Here is a 24,422-nt window from a genome sequence, read left to right as displayed (position 1 = left end):
CAGCTTAGTAAATGTCATCGCAATCGCTGTTTGATGCACTCATACTGGAACTGTAGCGAGCATAGCTCAACTTAACCACCCCCTATCCCTAGTGCCGCTGCGTAAGTCCTGTTTTAGGTAAAGTCACAAATCGCGACATTTAATGTGCGAACGTACACCTTCAAAAAAAAATGGAGCTAAGGGAACTCGAATCCCTGACCCCTGCAATGCCATTGCAGTGCTCTACCAGCTGAGCTATAGCCCCATACTGCGCTTTTTGCACAGGCTTTTGATTATACTACCTGAATTTGCACTTTGCCAAGAAGAGGCAGCTAGTTTTACGGTTGAGCAAATAGCGCCAAGTTGACAAGCGTTTTTGCTTATAACGGTTTAAGCGAGTTTTGTATTCTCTTGCCACACTTCCTTCAGCACGTCGAGAAACGCGAATACTGTGCGGGGTAGCAGGATATCGGATGAAATGATCACGCCAATCGTGCGCTTCAATGGGGCGGGCAGGCTTTTGATTTGTACTCCTTCGGGAATTGGCTCTGCGACCAGTCGAGCCATGACTGTTGCGCCTAATCCCTGTTGCACCATGCCAAGAATGGTTGAGTCTTCTCGCACTTCGTAATCAATCTTGAGCGTTTGACCAAACTGCGAGAAGTGGTCATGCACGGACTGATTATGTCGAGGGCTACGCAGGTTGAGAATCATCGGATAGCTGGCTAACTGTTCCCAAGTGAGGGTTGTTTCGGGTTGGATTGTTCCAGGTGGTAGCAAGGCGACAAATTCATCCTGAAACAGCTCCCAAACTTCAAAGCCAGGAGTGACGGGTAGAGACGTGAAGCCTACATCCACTTGCCCTTCGCGGACTGCTTGCTCCACTTCAATGTAAATGTCGAATTCGGAGATGACTACGTTGATGGTCGGAAATTTGTTGCGAAACTGGCGAATAATTTTGGGCAAAACATGAGTTGTGATGCTGCGAACTGAGGCAACTCGCACTTGCCCAGACTGTAATCCTCTAGCCAAACTTGCTTTTTTGTGAATTGACTCAATCAATTGGAGAATTTGACGCGCTTCCTGGATCATTTGCTCACCTTCAGGAGTCAGGGTTGCGCCGTGCCGTCCTCTCAGGAACAGGATGATGCCCAAGTCAGTTTCCAGGGTGGCGATCGCATGGCTCACAGTAGACTGCGACAGATTCAACTCCAAGGCAGCCGAGCTAAAGTTTCCCTGGTCGGCAACTGCAACAAAAGCCTGTAGCTGAGAAATTTTCAACTTAGAGTCACCCGCAACGAAGGGAGAGAATCCTATTATTTGAAGGATTCCAGTAAAATTCTATCGAAGCCATCGGTAGAACCCATCTATACTCTACTTTGATTTTTGTATTAGCAAATCTTATGGTCAAATTGTGGGACGAAACAATTTTTGTGAAATGGATTTACTGTTTGCGTTAGCACTGTCATTTGGGTTTCTGCTTTTTAGTGCTGTAAAGGGCTATTTTGTTGCCTATCCGCTATTATCGTCCCTGGCAATATTTACGCTTGCGCTGTTGCGTCGAGGTTTTACGTTTGATACTTTGCTGAAAATGGGTTTTGCAGGCAGTAAAAAATCGTTTTCAGTAATTAGTATTCTGCTGTTGATTGGTGCCGTAACAGCCGTTTGGATGGCAGCGGGAACGGTTCCAGCGATTGTTTACTATGAGATTCAGTTAATTAGCCCCCAGTATTTTATTCTGGCTAGTTTTATTCTCAGCAGTATTGTTTCTTTGCTGCTAGGCACGTCATTTGGCACAGTCAGCACGATCGGAATTGCGCTGATGATCATGGCGAACAGCAGTGGGGTCAATCCTCACATGATTGCTGGGTCGATTATTGCTGGAGCCTACTTTGGAGATAGATGTTCTCCGATGTCCTCCAGTGCAAATCTCATCGCAGTGATTACCAAAACTCGGCTTTATACCAATATTCAAAATATGTGGAAAACAGCGATGCTGCCGCTGGTTATTTCTGCGGGCTTATATGGAGTTTTATCGTTATTTAATCCAGTTCAGCTAGCAGACCAAACTTTTACAGCAGAAATCAGCCGATTATTTAATGTTGATTTAATCACGCTGCTTCCTGCCGCGGTGATTTTAATTTTCTCGATTTTACAAATTGAGGTGAGGCTGTCGATGCTGATGAGCATTTTAGTGGCGATCGCCCTCTCTTGCTTCTGGCAACACTATTCCTTCTTACAAATTCTAAAATTTACGGTTTTAGGATTTCATCTCACGGAAGACACGCCGCTAGACTCTATTTTGCTAGGTGGTGGCGTGATTTCAATGGTCAAAGTTTCTATTGTCGTGATTATTTCTACTGCTTTTGTTGGCATCTTTGCCGGAACTCGGACCTTAGACACAATCCAAGTGTTTCTAGAACGGTTCAAATCCTGCAGTAATTGTTTCTTGAGTACGCTTTTGGTGGGGGTGGGTTCGGCGGCCTTTGGCTGCACTCAAACGATCGCCATTTTACTGACTCAAGAGCTTGTCGAGCAAAAGTATAAAGACACTACAAAAGGCAACTATAAATTGGCGTTAGACCTGGAAAACACGGTGGTCGTAATTTCGCCTCTAATTCCCTGGAACATTGCTGGGTTGGTTCCTGCGACGATTTTGATGACTGATCTGGGGTTTATCCCGTATGCTTTTTATCTGTACCTGATTCCGCTGTTAAATCTAATTCAAATCAGGTTGAGCCAACCCCCTAAGCTAAAACTATGCAACTGACTCCCCAGGAAAAGGATAAATTGTTGATCTTTACAGCTTCTCTTTTAGCAGAACGTCGCAAAGAAAGAGGACTAAAGCTAAATTATCCTGAAGCGATCGCCTACATTTCAGCCGCAATTCTGGAGGGAGCCAGAGAAGGTCGCACTGTTGCAGAGTTAATGACCTACGGCACCACGCTGCTAACCCGTGAAGACGTAATGGACGGCATCGCTGAGATGGTTCATGAGGTGCAGGTAGAAGCAACTTTCCCAGATGGCACCAAACTCGTCACTGTGCATGACCCAATTCGATAGCAAAAGTGAGCTAAATCGATAGACAGAAGACGAGCGATCGCCGAAGATTAGCAGCAATCAACAATCTTAGTGGGGTGAGGGGAGTATGACTCCGGGAGAGTTATTAGTAGAGCCGGGTGAAATTGAACTTAATACAGGTCGTGAAACGGTGACGCTGCAAGTAGCAAATACGGGCGATCGCCCGATTCAAGTAGGTTCTCACTATCACTTTTTTGAAGTCAACGAGGCGTTGAGCTTTGAGCGAGAGCAGGCACGAGGAATGCGGCTGAATATTCCGGCGGGTACTGCCGTTCGTTTTGAGCCGGGGGATGAGCGAGAAGTGACGCTGGTTGCGCTAGCCGGTAGCCGTCAGGTGTATGGACTCAATGCCAAAATTAATGGCGCTTTGGATACAGAAACTGCCGAGCCAAAAGAGAGCAAAGGTAAGAAAAAAGGTGACGGCAAAAAAAAGAAAAAGTGAGCATAGCTATGTACCGACTTTACGATTATTTGTTTTCGGGCAATGGTTACAAGGTGCGTTTGCTTTTAACTCAGTTGGGAATTCCCTTTGAATACATCGAGTTAGACATTCTCAAAGGAGAAACCCGAACGCCGGAGTTTTTGCAGAAAAACCCGAACGGCCGCATCCCTGTTCTAGAACTTGAACCAGGCGTATTTCTCTCAGAATCGAATGCAATCTTGCTTTACCTGAGCGAAGGCACCCCTTTTTCGCCAGCAGATCGGCTGGAACGGGCACGAGTCACAGAATGGCTATTTTTTGAGCAATACAGCCACGAACCCTACATTGCCACTTCACGATTTTGGCTGCATAGCGGCAAAGCTGAGGAATATCGGGAAGCTCTGGCTCAAAAGCAGGCACCGGGTTACGCAGCTTTGGGTGTGATGGAAAAACGATTGAAAGACCATCCTTTTTTGGTGGGCGATCGCTACACCATTGCGGATATTGCTCTGTTTGCCTACACCCACGTTGCAGAGGAAGGCGGCTTTAGCTTAGAAAAATTTCCAGGCATCCAGTCCTGGATTGAGCGAGTTCAAGCTCAACCTCAGCACATCCCAATCACCAGCTCTGGCAAGCATTAATTCTATGGATACTATTTAGCCCTGCTGTCCTGCTAGATCATCAAATCTTCCGTAAAGACTAATACCTGTGACCGTCTGGCTGTAAACTTTTTTTACGACTGCGAGTTTGGGTAGCTGTCTTTTCGTTTGATATCTATGAAATTGCATTTTACATTTAGGGGCTGGGCAAAGCGGAGACTTGGACAAAGGCAAATTACTACGACGGTGAGGCGATCGCTTAGATACATCATGCTCGCTGTCATGGGGGCGATCGCCACCGTACTCTTCTCAGGCGCACTGTTTGCCAACGTGTTGTCTTCCGAAGTGTCCTCTAGTGGAAGCCTGCCCCCTGCGATCGCTCCGCAAACTTTTCAAGAAATTCGCGGCGTGTGGATCACCAGCAACGACAACGATGTCATGATCGACAGCGCCAAGCTAGAAGATGCAGTAACCCAACTAGCGCGGCTCAACTTCAACACGGTCTACCCCGTCGTGTGGAACTCTGGCTATGTGCTGTACCCCAGCGCAGTCGCACAGCGCCATGAAATTCAACCCTTTGTGCGTAGAGGATTAGAAGGTCAAGACCCACTCGCCGACTTGATTACCAAAGCCCATCAGCGAGATTTGCTGGTGATTCCCTGGTTTGAGTTTGGGTTTATGACTCCGCTTTACTCAGAGTTAGCAACCAACCATCCGGCTTGGCTGACGCAAAAGCGAGATGGGGGGCAAACTTCTATCAGCGCAGCGGGTGAGGTGATGTGGCTGAATCCCTTTCATCCTCAAGTGCAGCAGTTTATTACTGAGTTGGTGCTGGAAACGGTCACACAATATGACGTAGAGGGCATTCAGTTTGACGATCACACCAGTCTGCCCGTGGAGTTCGGCTACGATCGCTACACAATGGACTTGTACCGACAGGAGACTAACCGAGATGTCCCTGCTAATCCTCGTGATCCAGAATGGGTACGCTGGCGGGCTGACAAAATCACCGCATTCATGACACGACTCAATCAAGCGGTAAAGCAGCGTAAACCCAATGCAATTTTTTCAGTTTCGCCAAACCCCTACGATGTTGCTTACGGTAGCTATCTGCAAGATTGGTTAACCTGGGTGCGACAAGACATTGTAGATGAGCTGATCGTGCAGATTTATCGCCCTGACCTGCAAAGTTTTACCCAACAGATTTCCCGCCCCGAAATCCGTGAAGCTCAGCAAAGAATTCCAACTGCGGCAGGCGTTTTAACGGGTCTGCGAAATGCGCCAGTCCCCATGCAGCTGATTCAGTCTAAGGTGAGGGCTGCTCGAAGTCGCGGACTGGGAGTTGCTTTCTTCTTCTATGAAAGCCTTTGGGACTCTGCCGCAGAGTCACCCGCAGAGCGACAGTCTGCATTTCAAGCGCTATTTTATAATCCAGCCGAACGTGCAGCAGCTCGGTAAGAAGGCAGCAACCCTCAAAATGAAAAGGGGCACCCCAAGCGGGGTGCCCCTTTTCATATCTAAAATTCTTGGAATTGCTACAGCGCTAGCGCGATCGCACATTCTGAACAATGCCACGAGCGATCGCCCCGGCCATCGTGGTGCGGAAGCCTGCATCCCTTAACTTAGCCGCATCATCTCGTCCAGTGACAAATCCAACCTCAACCAGAGCGGCTGGCATAGACGTGTTTCGCAGCACATAGAAATTTGCTTGCTTAACTCCACGATTATTCATATCCACATTTTGCATAATGCTGTTTTGAATCGACTGAGCCAGTTCCCGACCACTGTTGTGATAGAAGGTCTCTACCCCATTCACATCAGGGCGGCTCATATTTAGCGAATTGGCATGAATACTCACAAAATAGTTTGCATTAGCTCTTTGCGCGAGTTGCACTCGTGTCGAAAGTTCCAAACCTCGGTCATCGGAGCGAGTCAAAATCGCTTGAATGCCTTCTTGCTCCAGCAGACTTGCCACCTGTTGGGAAATTGAGAGGACAATATCTTCTTCTCTAAGCCCACCAATACCAATCGCGCCTGGATCTGCCCCACCGTGACCGGGATCGATCATCACGACAATCCGGTCTTTGGGCACCTCAGCAGATGGGTTGCTGGGAGATGGAACCTGCTGTGGTGGACGCACACTCGTTTCTGCAATCGGGACAATCGAAGCCTGGAGGTTCTGGCGGTTAAAAGACTGCTGTAAGGTTGCAGCGGTAGCTTGATCTCGAAATAGCCCAGCCTGCATTACCGTTTGTCCATTCAATGTGGTGCGGAAGGCATCGGGGGCGATCGCTCTCACTCGTTGCTGCACTGCAGTTGTGCTCGCAGGCACAATGACTCGATACACCATTGCCCTGGGTGAAGAGGGTTGTGAAGGGGGCGTAGCTGTTCCAGGCGTAACGATTATAGAAGCTCGTAAGTTCTGCTGATCAAAGGAACGCTTTAAAGCTTCTGCGGTGCCTTGATCTTGAAATAGCCCAGCCTGCATTACCGTTTGTCCATTCAATGTGGTACGGAAGGCATCGGGGGCGATCGCTCTCACTCGTTGCTGCATCGCAGCCGTGCTGACAGGCACAATTACCCGATACAGTGATCCAGCAGCAGATTGAGAAGGTTGGGGCTGAGATGGAAAAACAGGTTGAGCGGGCTGGGAGGGTTGGGAAGGAGCAACTGTTCCCCCAACTGAAACAATAGAAGCCTGCAAATTTTGCCGTTCAAGTGAGCGCTTCAGTTCCTCAGCCGGACTTTGTTCTTGAAATAGCCCGACCTGCATCACCATTTGTCCATTCACCGTTGTACGAAATGAGTCAGGTATAGCCGTTCTTACCCGTTGCTGCACTTCAGCCGTACTTGCAGGCACAATCACCCGATACTGTCCCATTTGAGCCGCCGTTTGAGTCGGGGCAGGGGAGGAAACGGGTGATGCAGGGGAAGGCACACGCGGCAAGTCCTGTGACGTAGGTGGTACGCCAACGGTGGGTAGCTGAACTGCTGGTGCTTGGGTTGATGGAGTCGAGATAACTGGAGCCGACGGAACGGTAGGTAAGGGCGGCAGTTGAGCTTGAGACGTTGCTACATTTGAGGTTGGGGACACAGTTACAGCAGACGCAGTTACAACAGATTTGCTGTTGCTAAAGTCAACCGTTGGCAGATCAGGGGCGATTGCCATAGGAATAGGGGCGATCGCCGCATTCATCTGCTGAGGAGCAATTGCGTTAGCCCGAGGAGATGATGTTTCGGGTTGACTTGAGCTTGCTGAAGCAGGCTCATGAGCAGCCAAAGATCCTACAGCAGCCGTAGCCGCCATCACACGATAGAGAGCAGAATTCATATCGAGCTTCCCGTTCTGAAGCGAGGTTGGGCAATGAATCAAGGAAGTGATGTGCGTCAATCCTCCAGTTCCGCTTCTATCGTCGTGCAGAAAACTACGCTAGTGGGAAGTAAAAGTTATAGATGATCAAGTGAACTACGCTTTCAGTTTTATCCGGAGGAATAAAATTGCAGTCAGCGGCTAACTTGTAGCCTTATCTGAGTTATCTTGTGCGCGTCCTTTCTTCTCACTCAACGCCAGCACAGTAGTACAGTTAGAAACCTGACACGTAGAGCGGCACTTAGCAACCGCGATTTCGTCTTACTCGGATAAAATTTTTAGGAGTCAGCCATCGCCAACATCTATCCTAATTAATCCAATCCCAATTCCTAATTTCCATTACTACATCTCCTTCTCATGAGTCTCCGCATTTACGGCAACCGATCGCTCAAAACTTTGCCCGGACTAGCAACGCGACCCACACCAGCACGAGTGCGAGAAGCTTTGTTTAACATTTGGCAGGGTAAGATTGAGGGTTGCCGTTGGCTGGATCTATGTGCCGGAAGTGGCGCAATGGGAGCCGAAGCTTTGAGCCGAGGGGCAAGTGCGATCGTTGGCATTGAGCAGTCGGGAGCAGCCTGTACGGTGATTCAGCAAAACTGGCAGCGAGTTGCCCACGGCAACCAGACATTTCAGGTGATTCGGGCAGATGTAGTGAAGCGATTGCCTGCCCTAGCAGGACAACAGTTCGACCGAATTTATTTTGACCCACCCTATGCTGGTCAGCTTTATCAGCCTGTGTTAGAGGCGATCGCCCACCACCACCTCTTGGCAACTAACGGCGAACTTGCTGCGGAACATAGCCCTGATTATGCTTTGCCAGAGGCGATCGCCTCCCTTCAAATTTGTCGCCAAAAAACTTATGGCAATACGGCCCTGACCTTTTATCAGAATGCAGGATGATTGCCCAACAAAGTCCTTAAAGCCTCAGCAAACAAAGAGGGGGCGCAATATTCGGTAGATACTCGAAACGAACCGAGAACTATTGCCCGAATGCTACGCCTTTCCAAGAGACATAAACCTTCTGCATAAACCAGTTTGAAACATGAATGGTAGCGAGGCTTAGCCTCGCTACCATTCACGCAGAAGGTCTATTTGTGACTTCTCAAACATCTTTTCAGGGATGTTAGCCAGTCTGATTATCACCCAGGAATAACTAAAACCAGATGTTTTCAGCCGTCAATGCTATAGGTTGAGTTGGTTTCCCCGCTTGTATTGCAGGTAAGCAGCAACTAACAGCCCAGCCAAAGTCACTGGGATTAGACCCAAGACAATGCCTGAAAGCAACGGTTCTACCATGACAAATCTCCCTCTAATGAATGCAAAGTTAGGTCAATTAATCTTTTTTACCTGACTCTCATAATACCGCTTGTCGCCATTTGCCGTTAGTAGCCCGAGAGAATTTGGCTAAAGCAGACTAGTTCACTTGCACAAGCTACGAAAAAAAAATTAAGCTGTGTAAGGAGATGAGAAATTCCTTGTACATTTGTCTCTAGTATTTTCGGTCAGAATTCTCTTGAGTCTTTGGTGAATAATCAGCTAGTTAACACAAACAATTTGATTCAGGGGATTGCTCTGGCAATTCTGGGAATTTTACTGGCAGTTCTGGTTGTGCTTTTGGGCATCTCCCAGTTCAGCTATTCTGACCCCTATGTGCATGATGTCTTGGAGTTGACAGGCGATACCGAGCAAGGGCAAGCCATCTTCCAGATGAACTGCGCTAGCTGTCATGGTATGGGTGGCGATGGCCGGGTTGGTCCCAGTTTGCACCACATCTCAGACCGAAAATCCCGCGTTGGCTTAATCCATCAGGTCACCAGTGGGCAAACTCCGCCGATGCCCCAGTTTCAGCCCAGCCCTCAAGAAATGGCAGACCTGTTGCAGTATTTGGAGAGCCTGTGATAAAGAAAGCGTTGGGCACAGGCAATTCTTCGGCATGAGCTAATAAAGATTTAGTTAACCAGGTTGAAATTTAACTCAGGTTCGATTCTGGCAGGTTACGCTAACGCTAATCCGGACTACGAAAGCATTTTTCTGCGTGGGCTGGTCGGGCAACATATTGGCACATGCGCTTACAAGTAAGGGCGTAATTTACAGAGGGTTTAAGCAAACTCTCTGCTGGCATGATTGAGGTGAAATTTAAATGAGACTGCTGTTACTCTCAACCCCGGTTGGGCCGTTAGGCTCAGGTTTGGGGGGCGGAGTGGAATTGACGCTACACAACATTGCCCAGGAATTGCATCAACGGGGACATAGCTTGCAGATAGTAGCGCCCCAAGGTTCTCAAGAAACTTTGCCGCTGGTCGAGATTGCTGGAAATCTACAAGTTACGGCTCAAACTCTAGAACGCGATGCCCCCATTAGCCTGCCTGCCAATGCAGTGCTGGCAAACATTTGGGAATATGCCCGTCGGGTAGAAGCTGACTATGATTTGCTGGTCAACTTTGCCTACGACTGGTTGCCCTTCTACCTCACACCCTTCTTGCACCGCCCGATCGCCCACTTAGTTAGCATGGGTTCCCTTTCCCTGGCGATGGATCAGGCAATTGAGCAAGTTGCCGTTCAGTTTCCGGGCACCATTGGCGTTCACAGTCAGGCACAGGCTGACACATTTGCCTTTGCCAAGCAGTGTCGCTGTTTAGGGAACGGCTTGGATCTATCCCGCTACCAGTTCCAATCTGTTCCCAATGAATTTTTGGCATGGGTCGGACGAATTGCCCCAGAAAAAGGAATCGAAGATGCGATCGCCGCCTCCCAGCAAACAGGAACTCCTCTCAAAGTATTAGGCGCAATGCCTGATCCTGCTTACTGGCAACAAGTTTGTCAGGCTTACCCAGATGCCCCAGTCAGCTACGAAGGTTTTTTGCCAACTCAACAGCTTCAGCAAGTGTTAGGACAATGTCGCGGCTTACTGATGACCCCCCGCTGGGTTGAGGCATTTGGCAACGTGGCAATCGAAGCATTAGCCTGTGGCGTTCCAGTGATCGCTTACCGTCGTGGTGGCCCAGCCGAAATCGTTCAGCATGGCAAAACAGGCTGGTTAGTAGAACCCGACTCCGTTGAAGGCTTGGTTGACGCGATCGCCCATCTCGACCAGATTGATCGCTATGCCTGCCGTCAACAAGCTGAAGCGCAATACTCAATGTCTGCAATGGGCGATCGCATTGAAGCGTGGTTTAGCGATATTCTAAGAAGCGCAAATTAGTCCTTAGTCATTCATCCTCGTCATTAGTTAGTGGCTTGCCGCCAATGACCAGTGCCAATGCTCAATAACTAATAACAAATGACTCCCATTCCCAATGCATCTTTGTAAACCTCCTGCTCCCCTCCAACCCGGCGATCGCCTCCGTGTCATTGCGCCCAGCGGTACACTGCGAGAGCGAGACGCATTTCAGCGAGGAGTGGAACTATGGCGATCGCAAGGCTATCAGGTTGAACTCACTTCAGGTTATGACGGTCGCTGGGGCTATTTAGCGGGAACCGATTTGGAGCGGCGATCGCAGCTAGAGACGGCTCTCAAAGATCCTGACTGCCGGGGAATTCTCTGTGCAAGAGGGGGTTATGGTGGGGCAAGGCTATTAGAAAACTGGGTCTGTCCAGACTCCGAACCCAAGTGGCTAATTGGCTTCTCGGATATCACCAGCCTACTCTGGAGCCTGAGCTTACGTGGCGTTTCAGGCGTACATGGGCCACTCTTGACTACGCTAGCAGCAGAACCCAGCTGGTCAACCCAACGTTTGTTTGATTGGGTTACAGGCAAAGCTTTAGACCCCCTCCAGGGTAACGGGTGGGGTGGTGGACAAGCGATCGCTCCCCTCCTACCTGCAAACCTCACTGTCGCCACTCATCTACTCAACACTCCCGCCCAGCCTGACCTGAAGGACATTATTCTGGCATTAGAAGACGTATCCGAAGCGCCCTACCGGATCGATAGAATGCTCACCCAGTGGCGCATGAGTGGCGCACTCTCTCAAATTCGAGGAATTGCTCTGGGGCGATTTAGCCAGTGTCACCCTCCTACCCAAGTACCCAGCTTTACAGTTGAGGAAGTACTGCGCGATCGCCTCTCCGATCTCAACATCCCCATCGTCTCAGATTTACCCTTCGGGCACGACGGCGTGAATGCGGCCCTTCCAGTCGGTCTTCCAGTTCAGCTAGATGGCGATCGTGGCACCCTGAGCTTTGTTTAAAGGAGGGTATTAGGGGCTAGAGGCTAGGGTTAGAGCTTCAGGTTCATTCCTCATCCTTCACCCCTAATACCAATTTCAAAAATTAGGGTTGCAGATGAAAGGGCACCCCGCTGAGCAGGGTGCCCTTTCATCTGTAGCCTCTTTTTGGAGAAACGTTATAACCTCTAATCTTCCTTTCCTTCTGCAATGCGCTTGAGTGAAATTGTTGCCGAGGCGGAAACATTCGGATGGGGGTCTTTTTCCAGGTAGTGCAGTGCAGAAATGCTCTTGGGAGTAGGCATATTTCCTAATGCTTCAGCAAGACGCTGGCGTACCAACCAGTCCTCGGACTGGGCAAAGCGCAGAATTTGATCGACAGAGCTAACGTCTTTGATTTCGCCCAAGGCAGCGATCGCCGCCTGATGCAACACGACCTCTTCACTGTCGAGTGCCTCAACCAAAACATCGTGTGCCCGCTGGTCTTTCAGGTTGCCCAGTGAAACGGCTGCACTAAAACGCACTAGCCAGTCGGTATCCTCATAAAATGCTCGTACCAACGGCTCGAAGGCTCTGGGATCTTCTAAATAGCCTAGTGCACCTGCGGCATCTGCTCGAATGCCATAGTCGGGATCGGCTTCTAATAGCTTGATCAGAATGGGATAGCAGTCTTCAGTTGGCTTTAGACCCAAAGCAAATACTGCCATTGAGCGAATTTGCAGATTTTCGTCATTTAGCACTTTTTTAATCAGCGGTACGGCATCTGTCGCTGGAATATCTCGCAAAGAAGCCAGCGCCAACATACGATCGCGCGAATTTTGGCTATCTAGCTGATTCGCAATCTGCTCCAAACTCAACTGACTCATAACTGCCCCAGATTTACATAAATTTACATTTGATTTCATCTATTATAAACATTTGTTCCATATACGGGAGTCTTTCAAAAATTTCGCGCTCTAGACGAACAGTTCTTTTGAGTTTGGTAATCTCAGCAGTTTTGTCAATTTCTCAAAACTTTGGTGAGGCAATCAGTTCAAAAAGAGTAGAGTTTACACTAATCTTAGGAATACCTAATTTGAGAATTTCAGCAGTGTAAGCCGATGAAGATCCTTCACGGAACCTGGATTCCTCAGACAGAAAATGGATTCATTCAAACAGGTGCATTCTATCTTTGGGTAGAGACAACTGAGGGCAAAAAACAACGCTCAAAAAGTAAATCCATCCATCCACGCCAGCTTCCTAAGCCAGGGCTAGAGACGTTTCTAATGGATGAGTTGGGCATCAAAATTGCGCTTCAAAAGTCAGAAGAAGCCATCTCACCAAAATATTTTCTCCTACCTAGCGCGGCCGACCAACCTTTACCCTCTCTGGAACTTTCGCGCTATTTAGAAACAGAAACGCCAGAAAAATTTGACTTTCAGTATTGGCAAATTGACTGCTATAGGGCGATCGCTTCCGTCAAAGCCGATGTTCATCGCTACTCACTGGTTAGCAATGTCATCAACTTGCTCAACAATCTGCACTTCATCGCGCTGCACAATCTAGCAGAAGTTCAACTAGGAGCAGACCTGCTGTTCTGGTATCACTACATCCAATTTCTCAAACAAATTATTCTCACCGACCAGTACATTCCTGCACTCAAATACCGCTCATTGTCTGCGGCTGCAGCAAAGTCCAGTTCAACCAAACGGTCTACGCGAACTAAACAGGCTGCTCAAACCAAACAGATTGGAGCAACGAAATCTGTCAAAACCACTCGATCTACCAAATCCAAAACAACTTCTGGATCGAATGGTGTCAAACAATCTACTAAATCGGATAAGTCGGAACAATCTACTAAATCAGAACAATCTGTCTCAGAATCTTTTGAAATCTATCCAGCTTGGGAAATTGTTTCTGAACAGTACGAGACGGAGATTCAGCGATACGTCGAATATATGCCCTTAGTCTGTGTTGCAGGCTTTGAAGTGGTTCCTGATCAACCCAGTTTTTACGTCAAAGAAACGCTGTTGCGGCACTTCTCCGAGTGCTTACTCACAGATATCGTGACGCATACTCCTTCAACCAGCGCTTTTGACCAAAAAATAGCTGATTCGCTGGTGTATAGCTGTCTATATCTAGACAAAAGTGGAATGCCCTGGACTTCAGCCATTGCTTTGGAGCAATATCAGCAGTGGCAGGTTTGGAGCGATCGCCTCCGCTGCACTCGGACAGAAACGCCCTTTCACCTTTATTTCCAGCTGCATTCACCCGCAAAGCCCGAAGATAAATGGCAGCTTCAGTTTCAGGTTGCACCAAAACAAGATCCTTCCCTGAAAATTCCTCTGCTGGACTATTGGCGGTTGCGCTCAAGCCAGCAAAAAGAACTGCAAAAGCAGTTTGGCAAAGACTTTGAGCAAAACCTGCTGCTCAACCTGGGCTATGCGGCACGAGTTTATCCGAAACTATGGCAGGGATTGGAAACCAACGAACCCGATAGTGCATTTTTGTCACTAGATGAAGTAGTTGATTTTTTGCGCGAATCCGCCTGGGTGCTGGAAGCGGCAGGTTATAAAGTAATCGTCCCAGCATGGTGGACTTCTAAAGGACAGCAGCGGGCAAAGGTGCGGCTAAGAGCAGCGGGTAAAAAGCCTGCGGGTGATAAAAAATCTCAGAGTTACTTTTCATTTGAAACGCTGGTGGACTACGAATATGAACTGGCAATCGGCGACCAACCCATTAGCGAAGAAGAATGGCAACAGCTCGTTGAGGCAAAATCTCCACTCGTACAGTTTCGGGGACAGTGGGTAGAGCTAAACCAGCAAAAAATGCAGCAAATGCTGGAGTTTTGGAAAACTCAACAGCAGCAAAACCCGGAAATGAGTTTGCTCGACTTAATGAAACTGACGGCTGACTCGGAGGATGACGTAGAGCTTGACCTGGATCGAGATCAGCTTTTGTCAGAAATGTTAGAAAAGCTGAATGATAAGAGCCGCCTGGAAGCAATGCCCGATCCGGCAGGTCTAAGAGGCAGTTTGCGGGAATACCAAAAACGTGGGGTTTCCTGGCTATATTATCTGGAAAATTTGGGGCTAAATGGCTGCCTAGCAGATGATATGGGTCTGGGCAAAACGGTGCAGGTCATTGCTCGATTAGTTCAGGAACGTGAGTTTGCTGAGCAGGAAGGTGTCGCAGTTCCCCCAACGCTGCTGGTTGCGCCCACTTCAGTTCTGGGCAATTGGCACAAGGAAATTGAAAAGTTTGCGCCTCGCCTGCGGGCAATGGTGCACCACGGCAATCAGCGACTCCAGGCAGAAGATGAGTTTAAAGCAATTTGTCTAGAACATGATGTGGTTATTACCTCCTTTACCCTGGTGCGGAAAGATGCCAAATTGTTGAACGGTGTAGACTGGCACCGACTGGTGTTGGACGAAGCGCAAAATATTAAAAATCCTCAGGCTGCACAGACCAAAGCAATCCTAAAACTCTCAGCTCATCACCGTCTAGCACTAACAGGAACACCTGTTGAAAACCGTTTGCTCGATCTTTGGTCAATCTTTAACTTCTTGAATCCGGGCTATCTGGGTAAAGAAGCTCAGTTCCGCAAAGGGTTTGAAATTCCAATTCAAAAGAACAATGACGTGACTCGATCTTCTACCCTAAAGAAATTGGTGGAACCGTTCATCTTGCGGCGTGTGAAGACGGATCAGTCGATCATCAAAGACTTGCCCGACAAGGTAGAGCAAAAGCTGTTTTGTAACCTGACTAAAGAACAAGCTTCTCTCTATGAGGCAACGGTCAAAGATGTGGAGAAACAGCTTCAGGAGTCCGAAGGAATTCAGCGAAAGGGGTTAATTCTTTCAACTTTGATGAAACTAAAGCAGATTTGTAATCATCCCATGCAGTTTCTTCAGGATGGCAGTGAGTTTACGCCAGAGCGATCGCACAAACTCACTCGCTTGAGCGAAATGATAACCGAAGTCATGGAGGAAGGAGAGAGCCTACTGGTATTTACCCAATTCACCGAAATCGGCGAATCTCTAGAAAAATACTTGAAACAAACACTGCACTACAACACCTATTACATTCACGGTGGCACCAGTCGCAATAAGCGAGAAAAAATGATCGCTGAATTCCAAGATCCTGAAACAGAGCCGTCTGTGTTTATCCTTTCCCTCAAAGCGGGAGGAGTTGGCATCACACTCACCAAAGCCAATCATGTCTTCCACTTTGATCGCTGGTGGAATCCGGCAGTCGAAGACCAGGCAACCGATCGCGCCTTTCGAATCGGGCAAAAAAAGAATGTATTTGTTCACAAGTTTGTGGCGATCGGTACCCTAGAAGAGCGCATTGACCAGATGATTGAAGACAAGAAGAAACTGGCAGGGGCGATCGTCGGTGCTGATGAATCGTGGCTGACGGAGCTAGACAATGATGCGTTTAGAGATCTGATTTCACTCAATCAAAGTGCCATTTTGGAATAGCCATTCAGGAGAAAAATTATGGCTCAATTTAGTCGTACCTGGTGGGGGAAAAAGTTTATCGAGGCATTGGAAGCATTCACCGATTCGGGTCGGCTGAGTCGCGGACGTTCCTATGCTAGTGGCGGCAAGGTAAAAAGCTTTGAGATTAAAGATGGAGTGGTGACGGCGAAAGTGAAAGGCTCGGTAAATCCTTACTTTGGTGTTTATGAGGAACCGCTCTACACCACAGAGATTAGAATTACACCGATCGCCCAAGCAAAGTGGGGAAAGGCAATCGCCCACATTGCCTCCAAAGCCAGCTTTGTCTCTAAGCTGCTGCTCAATGAGATGCCGGACAATATTGAAGAGGCTTTTGCCACACCGGGGTTACACCTTTTGCCGCACAGCAAGTCAGACTTTAAGACAAGCTGTTCCTGTCCAGATTACAGTAACCCCTGTAAACACATTGCCGGAGTCTACTACCTGGTTGCCGCAGAACTCGATCGTGATCCGTTTTTGCTGTTTGAATTACGCGGTCTGAATCGAGAAACTCTCAAAACAGAATTAGCGAAGTCTCCGCTGGGTATAGCTCTGTCTGCGGAATTGACTGCTGAAAAAGCTGCACCGCGTCCCTCTTCCAGCTATTACACCCAGCCAGAAACAGTAGCGTTAGAAGGTGAGATCGATCTGAGAGAGTTTTGGATGGGCGAAAAGCGATTACCGCAAAACTTTGAAGCAACCCCTCAAACCAGCGTTCCGGCTGTATTGATCAAAAAACAGGGAGATTTTCCTCCGTTTTGGCAGAAAGATAGTTCTTTCATTGACCTGATGGAAGAGTTTTATCAGCGCGTTAAGACTAAAAATAAAGATGTGTTGTGAACTTGAACCCAATGCCTTCTCCTCGCGTAGAAATCACCTACTGCACTCAATGTCGCTGGCTCCTACGAGCAGCCTGGATGGCGCAGGAACTTCTCACCACCTTTACAACAGAGCTAGGAGAAGTGGCTTTAGTTCCAGGTACGGGCGGTATTTTTGAAGTGCGACTGGAGCAAGAGCTAATCTTCTCACGCAAAGAGCAGGGACGTTTCCCTGAATCTAAGGAGTTGAAGCAGCTAGTGCGCGATCGCATTGCCCCCGAAAGAGACTTGGGACATAGCGATCGCCCCAAAGACTAGGCTAAAAACCCATGACTTGAGCTACAGCTTCTAGAGTTGGCTCAATGCCAGGCTTAAACTGATTTTGACTGTAATTGATTGCCGTATCAGGATCTTTCAACCCATTGCCAGTTAGCACACAGACAACGGTTGCCCCAGTCGGAACCTGATCTTTGACCTTTAACAACCCAGCCACAGAAGCAGCACTCGCGGGTTCACAAAAAATTCCTTCCTGGGAAGCTAGCAGTCGATAAGCATCTAAGATTTCTTCATCTGTAACGGGGTTAAACTGCCCCTGGCTAGCCTCCTTGACAGCAACGGCCTTCTGCCAACTTGCCGGATTGCCAATGCGAATCGCGGTAGCCAGGGTTTCAGGATGTTCTACAGGTTCCCCAGTCACCAGAGGCGATGCACCTGCTGCCTGAAAGCCCATCATCCGAGGCAGGCGATCGCACTTTCCGTCCTGATGATACTGGCAGAACCCCATCCAATACGCCGTAATGTTTCCGGCATTGCCCACGGGGATGCACAGCCAATCAGGAGCGTTACCCAGTGCATCAACAATCTCAAAGGCACCCGTTTTCTGCCCTTCCAGGCGGTAGGGATTGACTGAATTCACCAGAGTCACCGGGTGGCTTTCTGCCATTTCTCGAACGATCGCCAACGCTCGGTCAAAATTTCCTTTAATCGCCAGCACCTCTGCCCCGTAGAGTAAAGCTTGAGCGAGCTTGCCCAGGGCTACATAACCATCAGGAATCAGCACAAAGGCTCGCATTCCGCCCCGCCTTGCGTAAGCTGCTGCCGCTGCTGAGGTATTACCCGTGCTGGCACAAATTACCGCTTTGGCTCCAGCCTCCTTCGCCTTGGAAATTGCCATCGTCATTCCCCGGTCTTTGAAGCTACCCGTCGGGTTGAGACCGTCATACTTTAAAAAAACCTGTACCTGTCTACCAATTGCAGCGGCGATCGCCGGGGCTGGAATCAGCGGCGTATTGCCTTCGAGAAGTGTCACAACCGGGGTTGCTTCAGTAACAGGCAGATAGGGGCGATAGGCTTCAATCAGCCCAGGCCAACTGTTGAGCTTCGTCGAAGAAGTTACAGATACAGAGTCGGAAGGCAGGCTTAGAGTCACAGGAGTCAAGTTAGCTTTGAGAATTAAAAATTACGGTATGGATCTTAAGTCTACCTTGGTAGGCAAGCTCTCTGATATATAATCTCTGACTTACATCGCAAAACCTCAAAGTGTAATATAAATCACTCAAAAAAAGCAGTAATATCCCTTAGTTTCAGGAAGAATTCCTACAATTAGCTGATGCGTATCAGCCAATCATCCAGATTTCATTCTTCATCCCATGAAATAGCCTGTATGTATTGATACGCGCGGCGAAACACATGAGACAAACTATTACACGCAAACCTTCCAGGAAAGATTCTCTATTTGAGCAATTTCTGGCTCATGTACCCCCTCAAACAGCAGAGACTTTCACCGTTGCTCAAGTTGAGGCGCTAAAGCAAGCTTGTAGCCAGCTGAATTGGAAAAAGCATCCTGTAGACATTCGTTTGTCGGTTCCTGTCCCATTCAATCGCTTTTATCTGGTGCTTTTAGCAGGTCCAGAACGGCGATCGCCGCAACGCTTGCAGACAGAGTTCCGCAAGTACCCTGTTTGGACGACTACTAACATGATGGCGATCGCAGCAGCTATCGGTTTGATCCTGCTGTCAAGTTTGGGTTTGCAAAAAGCTTTGCTGCCTACTCTCACAAAATTGACAGAGCTTGAACCCCACGCAACCGACGTGCCTTGGATTGACAGCAGAGCCGAGTGCCAGAATACGGTTAGAACCTGGGAAGACGGAAGATGTCGAGATTGGGTAAACGACCCTAATTTCTAGAAGAAAAGTAGTCTAGATCAGCCAGTTGTCAAACCGACACACCTAATTTTTGACAAATCGACATGTTTAATACAATCAAATTTAAACTTTGGGTTACAATACCCTAGTGGTGTGAATGAGTAATAATAACTAGTCAGGTTTTGATGTCAAATCGTTTATCTGAGCTAACCAAATCCTCAACTGCCGTCTGTGAGCCCAACCCCACGAGCAGTAAAGAGAGCGCTAAATCCGCTTCAAACCAGGGCAGCCTTCGTTTACTAGAACCTAGTAAGTTGCCTTATCGAGACAATCATCGAGCTGAACTGCTGCACCTTCAAGCTGAAACTGAGGCTCTATTGAAGCAGCTTCAAGTGCTTCAACAGCAACGGCTCACTTCAAGTCACTCCCTTTCCCAAGTAGAGAGCGAGAAGATCGAAGCTCTCACTTAGAGAAGTGGGCTTACACAGAATTCAGTCAAGATTCAGTTTTTGAAATGAGGCTATCGAGGTTTCTGAACTGAACCTGACTGATTTTTGTATGCAGATTTTGCTCTAGGTCAAGTTTCGTATTCCTAAGTCTCGTCCTGCTAATTGCATAGTTATTGCTTATTGAAAATGCTTAAATCTTTTGATTTCAGTAATTTTGTGACTATTAACTAGAGATTGGATGCGACTATCTTGCTATAGCTTGCTAGAAATAGTTGAGAACCTCTCCAGAGAATCTGCAATCTGGCTCATGTAGATTTTCAGGAAAGCACGTTTAATTTCAAAACAGTTAAGGTGTTTTAACTCATTCATGACAGCAACATCAATCAAGTTTGACGACACGGTACAAGCCGCAAATGGCTTTGATGACTCGGTTACCGCAAAAATTCGACTGAAAGACATTCTAAAAACCTTGCCCCAGGAATGCTTTCAAAAACATCCAGTTAAAGCCTGGAGTGCAGTTCTGATTAATGTTGCGATGGTTGCTTTGGGATATGGAGCGATCGCGATCGCTCCATGGTTTTTACTTCCCATTGCCTGGATTTTTACCGGTACAGCACTGACCGGTTTTTTTGTGCTGGGTCACGATTGCGGTCATCGCTCGTTTGCCAAGCGCCGCTGGGTTAATGATCTAGTTGGGCATGTGCTGATGATGCCGCTGATCTACCCCTTCCATAGCTGGCGAATTCTGCATAATTTCCATCACAAGCATACGAATGAATTAGCTGTAGATAATGCCTGGCAGCCGTTTCAGCCAGAGTTTTATGACACCGTTGCACGTCCAGTGCGGTTGGGCTATGAGCTACTGCGAAAGCGCTTTTGGTGGCTTTCCTCCATCGTGCATTGGGTCGGTTTGCACTTTGATTTGTCACAGTTTGCAGCCAAAGATCGCAGTAAAGTGAAGCTTTCTATTGCAGTGGTAGTTGGGTTTGTGGCGATCGCATTTCCCCTGCTGATTGCCACTACTGGCATTTGGGGATTTGTCAAATTTTGGCTGTTGCCTTGGATGGTTTACCACTTCTGGATGAGCACCTTTACCCTGGTGCATCACACTGATCCAGACATTGCTTTTGTTGAAACATCTGAATGGGATGCGGCTCAGGCTCAGCTAGCAGGAACCATTCACTGCGACTATCCTCGTTGGATAGAGTTTCTTTGCCATGACATCAGCGTTCACGTTCCTCATCACATTTCCACTGCAATTCCCTCTTACAACTTGCGGATGGCGCACCAGAGCTTAAAGCAAAATTGGGGCGAACATATGCAAGAGCGGCAATTCTCTTGGAGTTTAATGAAGGAGATTACTGATCGCTGCCATTTGTACCATCCTGAAGCGTGTTACCAATCCTTTAACGAATATCGCAGACAGGAAAAATAGATTGGAATCAGCGAATGTCTTCGCTTGATCCAGGGAAAGGGCTTAGGAATGCTTTGAAGCGGAACCTAAGCCCTTTCCCTTTTTTCCCTTCCCCAAGAAGTACTGGTTCACAACCCAAAATCAGGGCTATCCTTAGTGAGATGAGGCACGAGTAAAACCTGAAAATTGGGGTGGAATGTATGAGGAAGGCGCTAGGAGGAGTTTTAGGTTTGGCGGGAGCCGCACTGGTTCTAACGGGTTGCGGTGGCAATCAAGTTGCTGAAAATTCTGCGCCTGTAGCTCAGCCCCAAGCTGAGACAACGGTTGCTGTGGATGGTACCAATAGCGTGGCTACGTCTCAGGCTAACTCAACTTCCCCTGACCAAGGTGCAGCGGCCTCTCCTCAAGCTTTACCTGTACCTAATCTGATTCCCCCGACAACACCAGGCGATCGCCTACCGACTGTAACGGTGGGACGAAGCGAACCGTTTGGGGCGATCGCCGATGCGCCAATTGTGCGCCGTAGAGTATCAGTCGCGACTGCGCCATCTAATCCTGCACCATCTGTTGCTGTTGCTCCGGCACCTGCTCCAGCACCCGCTCCGGCACCCCAAATTACAACTGTGCCGCTGCAAAATCAGCCGCTTCCGGTTCTACCCGGCAACAATCTTCCCCCTGTGGTTGTGTCGGAAACAGGTACGGCTGCGAATCCTTCTACCGTTCCTGTTTCTCCCCCTGCTCCAACGAGTCTTGCCAATGCGATCGAGGTGAGCGGAGTGATTGAGGCAGGCGGAACAGTAAGCGCAATCGTTCAGGTTCCGGGTGAGCCAACGAGCCGCTATGTGAATGCAGGAGACTATCTTGCGGGTGGCAGTGTGTTGGTCAAGCGAATCGACACAACAGGCGAACCTATTGTTATTTTGGAACAGGGTGGGGTTGAGGTGATTCGGTCAGTTGGCAGTTCTGCAATAGCGGGTGCGCTGTAGCGGTTTCTGTATGGGTTTGGGAAAACGCTGCGGCAAAGGCAAAAATGTGGGCGTGAAGGTTCATAGGTTGGTATGACGAAGCAATTCCCAGAGCGCAAGGCTAAGAGCGATACGCTGCGATCGCCTGAAGCAACTGAAAACACTCAGCTTAGCTATCAAGGGACATATCTCTGTCCAGTCTGTCGGCATGGGCAGATTACTGAGCTAACGCTGATGGATGCTTTTGCCTGTAGTTTCTGTCGCCACATTTTTACTGCCAATCTGGAAAGTCAGACTGTTCAGGTGGTAGATAGCTCTCAACCGATGTCTTGGCGCTGGACGGGACGGACCTGGCAGGTTGCCTATCGGGATGAGCTAAACCTGACGCTGGTGATCTGGCTGGTCGGAATTGCTGTAGCGTTGATGCCACCGTCGATTGTCTGGCTATCTGCCTACACTTTCCCCCCCTTACCCGGCAGTCGGTGGGCGTGGTTTCCCGCAGTTTGGGTAGGGTGTACACTTTTTATTCACCTGCTGCTGGTGGCTTGGCTGCTGGCGGAGCATTACCAGGTTCCGTTCTATGTATCGAGTAAAATTAGGCTGCGATCGCTATTCGATCGCAGTTAGTCTGCCTCCTTCAAGATATAAATTCTAAGTTAGCAGTGAAAGCTGGCTTTCAGGAGGCTGATAGCCCAGGTGTTTCCAGGCGGCGGTAGTAGCGATGCGTCCTCTGGGAGTGCGCTGAAGGTAACCGATTTGCAGCAGGTAGGGTTCGTAGACTTCCTCAATGGTTTGGGCATCTTCACCAGTGGAAGCGGCAAGGGTGTCTAGCCCAACTGGTCCACCACCAAAGTTTTCGATCATTACGGTTAGCATTCGGCGATCGGTCCAGTCGAGTCCGCAAGGGTCTACGTTAAATAGCTCCAGGGCTTCGGCAGCGATCGCCTCACTAATCGCGGCTCCTGTATTTTTTACCTCAACATAGTCACGCACTCGTTTGAGCAAGCGATTGGCAATACGAGGGGTGCCTCTGGCGCGACGGGCGATCTCCATTGCACCGTCAGGATCGATTGGAGTTTTGAGAATTTCGGCGGTGCGTTGCACGATTAGGGTGAGTTCGTCCAATTCATAAAAGCGCAACCGTTGGACTAAGCCGAAGCGATCGCGCAAAGGAGAAGTCAGTGCCCCTACGCGAGTCGTTGCGCCAACCAGCGTAAACCTTTGTAGCGGTAGGCTGCGCGTGCGGGCACTTTGCCCTTTGCCAATGGTGATATCAATGCGATAGTCCTCCATTGCTGGATAGAGGATTTCCTCGGTCATTCTGGGCAACCGATGGATTTCGTCAATAAACAGAATGTCACCGGGCTGAAGATTGACCAGCAGTCCGACAATGTCGCGTGGCCGTTCCAGGGCTGGGGCTGTCGTGATTTTGCAGCCAACGCCCATTTCTGCCGCCAAGATCAGCGACATGGTTGTTTTTCCTAAACCGGGTGGGCCGTAGAGCAATAGATGATCTAGAGTTTCTTTGCGGGCTTGGGCGGCTCGGATGGCGATATCAAGCACTTCCTTCAGCGCTTTCTGCCCAATGTAGTCTGCCAGCTTTTGGGGACGCAGGCTTTCCTCCTGTTTCCCCAACTCATCTACATCAACCTCTGGCTTCAGTAAGGTGGTTGTCGTCTCTAAGGGTTCCGCCTTGTGGCGACGGTTGGGTTCAGGCTGTTTAGAAGAAATAATTGCCATAACGTACCAGCAAGATGGGCATTCCTCACCCGAATAGAATTTGCGTGTATTGAGGACAGGCAAACACTGCCCATCATACGGAACATTCTGCAATACAAATGAACGTACTACCACCGTACTATCAAATTACCAGGGCAACACCTCGCCATTTGCGTGCCAGAAGGTGCCCGTGTTCTCTAATGTCAACTCGTCGATCCGTCGCAGCAAGCTCTTGACAGACTCTTCTGGAGTAATGCCGCCCGTTGTAAAGTTCGTCATGCGAGTTTGCACTAAACCGGGATGCAGAATTGCGACGGCAATTCCTCGCGGTTTGAGATCGTGGGACAGGGACTTGCCTGCCATCGACAACGCCACCTTTGACATGCGATAGCCGTAGGAACTACCAGAGGTATTGTCCTCAATCGACCCCATGCGGCTTGTCATCAAGATAATCTTGGAGCCTGATTTGAGAAGTGGAAGTAGCACACTGGTTACTCGTAATGCACCCAGAGCATTCACCTCAAACTGTTCTCGAATGCTGTTAAAGTCCAGGTTTTCTAAGGTGACACGCTTGATAATACCAGCGTTGTTGATCAGCACGTCGAGCGCCGTATCACCTAAGCGAGTGCGTAAACCTGCTACAGACTCATCTGAGGTAATATCAATTTCTTCCTCAACTTGTACTCTTAACTGCTGCAATTCCTCAGAAGCATTGCGACAGATGGCAATGACGCGATCGCCCCGTGCTTGCAGTTGACGGCAGTATTCGTAACCAATGCCTCGATTTGCACCTGTGATTAAATAAGTTGCCATGA

At 48.7% G+C, this 24,422-nt stretch carries 24 protein-coding genes and 1 tRNA gene; 17 read left to right on the top strand and 8 right to left on the bottom strand.

The features are described 5' to 3' along the window. Positions 1 to 171 precede the first annotated feature (171 nt). Positions 172 to 244, bottom strand: a tRNA-Ala gene (locus H6F93_RS23030). A 125-nt stretch (positions 245 to 369) separates the two neighbouring features. After that, positions 370 to 1,260 (bottom strand): LysR family transcriptional regulator, encoded by an 891-nt coding sequence (locus H6F93_RS23025; RefSeq protein ID WP_190685892.1) that lies wholly within the window; start codon positions 1,258 to 1,260, stop codon positions 370 to 372. A gap of 157 nt (positions 1,261 to 1,417) precedes the next feature. Here H6F93_RS23025 and H6F93_RS23020 point away from each other — a divergent pair, with 157 nt between their 5' ends. The 5 genes from H6F93_RS23020 to H6F93_RS23000 all read left to right on the top strand — a co-directional run bounded on the left by H6F93_RS23020 (position 1,418) and on the right by H6F93_RS23000 (position 5,538). Continuing rightward, positions 1,418 to 2,749, top strand: a complete 1,332-nt coding sequence (locus tag H6F93_RS23020; RefSeq protein ID WP_190685888.1) for a Na+/H+ antiporter NhaC family protein — start codon at positions 1,418 to 1,420, stop codon at positions 2,747 to 2,749. Then, positions 2,740 to 3,042 carry an urease subunit gamma gene (ureA, locus tag H6F93_RS23015; protein ID WP_190685886.1) on the top strand — a complete coding sequence of 101 codons (303 nt, stop codon included), beginning with the start codon at positions 2,740 to 2,742 and terminating at the stop codon, positions 3,040 to 3,042. Before H6F93_RS23020 ends, ureA begins: the two co-directional genes overlap by 10 nt. An 85-nt stretch (positions 3,043 to 3,127) precedes the next feature. Continuing rightward, the gene (locus H6F93_RS23010) at positions 3,128 to 3,502 is read left to right on the top strand and encodes an urease subunit beta (RefSeq protein ID WP_190685883.1); all 375 of its coding nucleotides are present in this window, start codon (positions 3,128 to 3,130) and stop codon (positions 3,500 to 3,502) included. An 8-nt stretch (positions 3,503 to 3,510) separates the two neighbouring features. Continuing rightward, the gene (locus H6F93_RS23005; RefSeq protein ID WP_190685879.1) at positions 3,511 to 4,122 is read left to right on the top strand and encodes a glutathione S-transferase family protein; all 612 of its coding nucleotides are present in this window, start codon (positions 3,511 to 3,513) and stop codon (positions 4,120 to 4,122) included. Between the two features lie 135 nt (positions 4,123 to 4,257). Next, positions 4,258 to 5,538, top strand: coding sequence for a family 10 glycosylhydrolase (locus H6F93_RS23000; RefSeq protein ID WP_190685876.1), 1,281 nt, complete (start codon positions 4,258 to 4,260; stop codon positions 5,536 to 5,538). Between the two features lie 85 nt (positions 5,539 to 5,623). Here H6F93_RS23000 and H6F93_RS34190 read toward each other — a convergent pair whose 3' ends face one another. Further along, positions 5,624 to 7,411: an N-acetylmuramoyl-L-alanine amidase family protein gene (locus H6F93_RS34190; protein ID WP_190685873.1), complete on the bottom strand. Its 1,788-nt coding sequence runs from the start codon at positions 7,409 to 7,411 to the stop codon at positions 5,624 to 5,626. A 396-nt stretch (positions 7,412 to 7,807) separates the two neighbouring features. On the opposite strand from H6F93_RS34190, the gene rsmD reads away from it, so the two are divergent. Then, on the top strand, positions 7,808 to 8,353 hold the full coding sequence (rsmD, locus tag H6F93_RS22990; RefSeq protein ID WP_190685869.1) for a 16S rRNA (guanine(966)-N(2))-methyltransferase RsmD: 546 nt from the start codon (positions 7,808 to 7,810) through the stop codon (positions 8,351 to 8,353). A gap of 282 nt (positions 8,354 to 8,635) precedes the next feature. On the opposite strand, the gene petG is transcribed toward rsmD, so the two are convergent. Further along, positions 8,636 to 8,749, bottom strand: coding sequence for a cytochrome b6-f complex subunit V (petG, locus tag H6F93_RS22985; protein WP_190646845.1), 114 nt, complete (start codon positions 8,747 to 8,749; stop codon positions 8,636 to 8,638). 228 nt (positions 8,750 to 8,977) lie between these two features. On the opposite strand from petG, the gene H6F93_RS22980 reads away from it, so the two are divergent. The 3 genes from H6F93_RS22980 to H6F93_RS22970 all read left to right on the top strand — a co-directional run bounded on the left by H6F93_RS22980 (position 8,978) and on the right by H6F93_RS22970 (position 11,640). Next, positions 8,978 to 9,352, top strand: coding sequence for a c-type cytochrome (locus tag H6F93_RS22980; protein WP_190685866.1), 375 nt, complete (start codon positions 8,978 to 8,980; stop codon positions 9,350 to 9,352). Positions 9,353 to 9,593: 241 nt separating this feature from the next. Then, the gene (locus H6F93_RS22975) at positions 9,594 to 10,655 is read left to right on the top strand and encodes a glycosyltransferase family 4 protein (protein WP_190685863.1); all 1,062 of its coding nucleotides are present in this window, start codon (positions 9,594 to 9,596) and stop codon (positions 10,653 to 10,655) included. A 94-nt stretch (positions 10,656 to 10,749) separates the two neighbouring features. Further along, positions 10,750 to 11,640 (top strand): S66 peptidase family protein, encoded by an 891-nt coding sequence (locus H6F93_RS22970; protein WP_190685860.1) that lies wholly within the window; start codon positions 10,750 to 10,752, stop codon positions 11,638 to 11,640. A 164-nt stretch (positions 11,641 to 11,804) separates the two neighbouring features. Here the strand turns inward: H6F93_RS22970 and H6F93_RS22965 are convergent, their stop codons facing one another. Then, on the bottom strand, positions 11,805 to 12,482 hold the full coding sequence (locus tag H6F93_RS22965; RefSeq protein ID WP_190685857.1) for a HEAT repeat domain-containing protein: 678 nt from the start codon (positions 12,480 to 12,482) through the stop codon (positions 11,805 to 11,807). A 234-nt stretch (positions 12,483 to 12,716) separates the two neighbouring features. Here H6F93_RS22965 and H6F93_RS22960 point away from each other — a divergent pair, with 234 nt between their 5' ends. Genes H6F93_RS22960 through H6F93_RS22950 form a run of 3 tightly spaced genes read left to right on the top strand, consistent with a single transcriptional unit; the run spans position 12,717 to position 17,233 of the window. Continuing rightward, positions 12,717 to 16,079, top strand: a complete 3,363-nt coding sequence (locus H6F93_RS22960) for a DEAD/DEAH box helicase (protein ID WP_190685854.1) — start codon at positions 12,717 to 12,719, stop codon at positions 16,077 to 16,079. Between the two features lie 18 nt (positions 16,080 to 16,097). Next, entirely contained in the window at positions 16,098 to 16,937 is an 840-nt protein-coding gene (locus H6F93_RS22955; protein ID WP_190646851.1) for an SWIM zinc finger family protein, read from the top strand. Positions 16,938 to 16,948: 11 nt separating this feature from the next. Then, entirely contained in the window at positions 16,949 to 17,233 is a 285-nt protein-coding gene (locus H6F93_RS22950) for an Rdx family protein (RefSeq protein ID WP_190685851.1), read from the top strand. 1 nt (position 17,234) lies between these two features. Here H6F93_RS22950 and thrC read toward each other — a convergent pair whose 3' ends face one another. After that, entirely contained in the window at positions 17,235 to 18,344 is a 1,110-nt protein-coding gene (thrC, locus tag H6F93_RS22945) for a threonine synthase (protein ID WP_190685847.1), read from the bottom strand. Positions 18,345 to 18,604: 260 nt separating this feature from the next. Here thrC and H6F93_RS22940 point away from each other — a divergent pair, with 260 nt between their 5' ends. The 5 genes from H6F93_RS22940 (at position 18,605) to H6F93_RS22920 (ending at position 22,515) form a co-directional block, all read left to right on the top strand. Beyond that, positions 18,605 to 19,102 carry a hypothetical protein gene (locus H6F93_RS22940; RefSeq protein ID WP_190685844.1) on the top strand — a complete coding sequence of 166 codons (498 nt, stop codon included), beginning with the start codon at positions 18,605 to 18,607 and terminating at the stop codon, positions 19,100 to 19,102. Positions 19,103 to 19,245: 143 nt separating this feature from the next. Beyond that, positions 19,246 to 19,530: a hypothetical protein gene (locus H6F93_RS22935; protein WP_190646855.1), complete on the top strand. Its 285-nt coding sequence runs from the start codon at positions 19,246 to 19,248 to the stop codon at positions 19,528 to 19,530. A gap of 346 nt (positions 19,531 to 19,876) precedes the next feature. Beyond that, complete coding sequence (locus H6F93_RS22930) at positions 19,877 to 20,944, top strand: fatty acid desaturase (RefSeq protein WP_190685839.1); 1,068 nt, start codon at positions 19,877 to 19,879, stop codon at positions 20,942 to 20,944. Between the two features lie 179 nt (positions 20,945 to 21,123). Continuing rightward, positions 21,124 to 21,909, top strand: coding sequence for a hypothetical protein (locus H6F93_RS22925; RefSeq protein ID WP_190685837.1), 786 nt, complete (start codon positions 21,124 to 21,126; stop codon positions 21,907 to 21,909). Positions 21,910 to 21,981: 72 nt separating this feature from the next. Beyond that, a complete protein-coding gene (locus H6F93_RS22920) occupies positions 21,982 to 22,515 on the top strand; it encodes a hypothetical protein (protein ID WP_242042253.1) in 534 nt (177 codons plus the stop codon). A gap of 24 nt (positions 22,516 to 22,539) precedes the next feature. Here H6F93_RS22920 and ruvB read toward each other — a convergent pair whose 3' ends face one another. Together ruvB and H6F93_RS22910 are read right to left on the bottom strand one after the other, a co-directional pair. Beyond that, a complete protein-coding gene (gene ruvB / locus H6F93_RS22915; protein ID WP_190685834.1) occupies positions 22,540 to 23,628 on the bottom strand; it encodes a Holliday junction branch migration DNA helicase RuvB in 1,089 nt (362 codons plus the stop codon). Positions 23,629 to 23,754: 126 nt separating this feature from the next. Next, positions 23,755 to 24,420 carry an SDR family oxidoreductase gene (locus H6F93_RS22910; protein WP_190685831.1) on the bottom strand — a complete coding sequence of 222 codons (666 nt, stop codon included), beginning with the start codon at positions 24,418 to 24,420 and terminating at the stop codon, positions 23,755 to 23,757. Positions 24,421 to 24,422 lie beyond the last annotated feature (2 nt).

It is taken from the genome of Leptolyngbya sp. FACHB-671 (genome assembly GCF_014695745.1).
GTDB lineage: Bacteria > Cyanobacteriota > Cyanobacteriia > Elainellales > Elainellaceae > JAAUTN01.
Note: the sequence above shows the minus strand (reverse complement) of the source record. Positions and strands in the feature narration are given on the sequence as shown.